This is a genomic window from Pseudoalteromonas sp. 5Ae-yellow, from assembly GCF_014077565.1.
Lineage (GTDB): Bacteria > Pseudomonadota > Gammaproteobacteria > Enterobacterales > Alteromonadaceae > Pseudoalteromonas.
In genome coordinates this window covers 1-2,355 of sequence record NZ_JACGWD010000136.1, presented here as the reverse complement: position 1 = coordinate 2,355, position 2,355 = coordinate 1, and the positions used below count along the sequence as shown (strand labels likewise).

Here is a 2,355-nt window from a genome sequence, read left to right as displayed (position 1 = left end):
GTAAGCGTCTAGCGAACCACACCTAGCATCGATGTTCTGATTATCTAAAAATACCTGCTCAATGATAAATTCGGAGCAGGTGATGAAAACTTACAGAACAAGCGCACAGTGGCAGCAGCTTTTGCTGAAACGCAGTACGTTTAGTGGTACTAATATTGAATTCTGCCAACACCATAATGTCGCTATTACGACTTATTATAAACAACGTGCTTTACTGGCAAAAGACCAGCCTAATTCCACCTTGCCAGTGCACACGCAGTGCCTTACATCATCACGTTTTGTCCAGGTAAAACAAACTACTGAAGTCTGCGCGCAAACTCGTCAAAATACGCTGCAGTTTGATACGCTAACCGGCCAACTCACGTTTCCTATCGATTTAGCGACGGCCGATATCGTTGCCATTATTAAAGGGCTAACGGTATGAGGATGTTCGTTGATGTACCCACCGTCTATTTATGTGCCGATGCCGTTGATTTTCGAAAATCAATTAATGGTCTGGCGGCGTTGGTGGAAGCAGAGCTTGAACTACCCGTGCTCAGTGGTGCGCTATTTGTGTTTTGTAATAAAGGCCGTGACAAACTCAAACTGCTTTACTGGGATAACACCGGTTTTGCACTGTGGTATAAGCGATTAGATAAGCATAAGTTCAAATGGCCCAAACTCATGTCACCCACCATGACCTTAAGCGAGCAGCAATTACACTGGTTATTATCGGGTTATGATGTGATTGGACACAGTAAAATTGATGTCGCAGGTAAGAAAATGCTTTAATATTTGCGATCGATTGATGATCATCAAAGTGAGTTCAGTTAGCACTGCAAAGCCTTTGATGATGCCTTAAAATAGGCGTCATGAAAAATGAACTCGCCCTTAAACAGCGCATTGCTGAACTTGAAAAACTGTTAGCGCAGAAGGATGCCCAGATTGCGGCATTGGAAGAGCGCTGGAGCTTGGCCCAACAAAAACAATTCGGCAAAAGTGCTGAAGGCTTTGCCGGGCAAGGCGAGTTATTCAATGAAGTGGAAGAAATTGTTGAGGAAGTTGAGGCAGAGCAACAATCCATTAGCTATACCCGTAAAAAGCCGGTGCGTAAGCCACTGCCAAAAGACTTACCTCGTGAGCAGGTTATTCACGACATCATCGACAAAACCTGTGATTGCTGTGGCGGTGAGCTACATAAAATGGGTGAAGATAAGTCAGAAAAGCTTGAGTTCATACCCGCTAAAATCAAAGTGATTGAGCATATTAGGCCTAAATACGCCTGCCGTCACTGTGATAAATCCTCAACTCAGACACAGATTAAACAAGCCTCAATGCCTGCCATGCCCATCAACAAAGGCATTGCAACCAGCAGTTTGCTCAGTCAGCTTATCACCAGTAAATACCAATACGGGTTACCGCTGTATCGCCAGGAAGCGATGTTTAAGCAATACGGTATTGAACTCAGTCGACAGACCATGAGCAGCTGGATAGACAAATCAGCCACACTCTTCGCGCCATTAGTTGAACGGCTTAAAGCCGAGCTGTTAAGGCAACCCACGCTGTTTGCCGATGAAACGCCATTAAAGGTGGTGAAATCGGACAAAGTAAACAGTTACATGTGGGTGTATTGCTCGGGTCGAGATTCACCAGACCCGAATAATCCTATCCCTAATATCGTACTTTACGACTTCCACAATAGTCGCGCGGCCGCCTGCGTGGTCAATTATCTTGATGGATATCAAGGGTACTTGCACGTGGATGGCTATCAAGCCTATGCCAGAACAGAGGCAACCTTAATCGGCTGCTGGGCGCATGCTCGTCGTAAATTTATCGACGCGAAAAAGCTACAAGGTAAAAACAAAACCGGCAAAGCGGATGTGGTATTGAGCCTTATCCAAAAACTGTACGGCGTTGAGTCACGCATCAAAGATAAAAGTGTGGATGACAAATATACGGCAAGACAAGAGGTTAGCCTGCCTATTCTTAGCAAGCTAAAAATATGGCTTGAGCAGGATCAGCCAAATTTAGTGGGGAACAGCAAACTGATAGAGGCAGCTAATTACCTGGCAAATCAATGGCACAAGCTCATACGCTATGTTGATGATGGCCGACTTAGCATCGATAATAATAGAGCAGAACGCGCGGTAAAACCGTTTGTGATAGGCCGAAAGAATTGGTTATTTAGCCAAACGGCTAACGGTGCCCATGCTAGTGCCACCCTTTACAGCATTGTGGAAACCGCCAAGATAAATGGTCTAATCCCATTTAATTACATCTGTGCTTGCCTTGATGAACTGTGCCAGCCTGAGCCCGATATCGACAGCTTGTTACCCTGGAATTTTAAAACATAGGTGTAGTTCGCTAGACGCTCAC

3 protein-coding genes are annotated in these 2,355 nt (G+C 45.1%); all 3 read left to right on the top strand.

Features of this window, described 5'->3' with window-relative positions:
* The first annotated feature begins 82 nt into the window (after positions 1–82).
* The 3 genes from H4J63_RS19635 to tnpC all read left to right on the top strand — a co-directional run bounded on the left by H4J63_RS19635 (position 83) and on the right by tnpC (position 2,333).
* Positions 83–424: a hypothetical protein gene (locus tag H4J63_RS19635; RefSeq protein WP_008467385.1), complete on the top strand. Its 342-nt coding sequence runs from the start codon at positions 83–85 to the stop codon at positions 422–424.
* Positions 421–771, top strand: coding sequence for an IS66 family insertion sequence element accessory protein TnpB (gene tnpB / locus H4J63_RS19630; RefSeq protein WP_024604009.1), 351 nt, complete (start codon positions 421–423; stop codon positions 769–771). Before H4J63_RS19635 ends, tnpB begins: the two co-directional genes overlap by 4 nt.
* A gap of 80 nt (positions 772–851) precedes the next feature.
* The gene (tnpC, locus tag H4J63_RS19625; RefSeq protein WP_002963282.1) at positions 852–2,333 is read left to right on the top strand and encodes an IS66 family transposase; all 1,482 of its coding nucleotides are present in this window, start codon (positions 852–854) and stop codon (positions 2,331–2,333) included.
* Positions 2,334–2,355: the final 22 nt, after the last annotated feature.

Coding starts and splice junctions, on each gene's coding strand:
- tnpB (WP_024604009.1), top strand. CDS start 421: ATGAGGATGTTCGTTGATGTACCCACCGTCTATTTATGTGCCGATGCC.
- tnpC (WP_002963282.1), top strand. CDS start 852: ATGAAAAATGAACTCGCCCTTAAACAGCGCATTGCTGAACTTGAAAAA.
- H4J63_RS19635 (WP_008467385.1), top strand. CDS start 83: ATGAAAACTTACAGAACAAGCGCACAGTGGCAGCAGCTTTTGCTGAAA.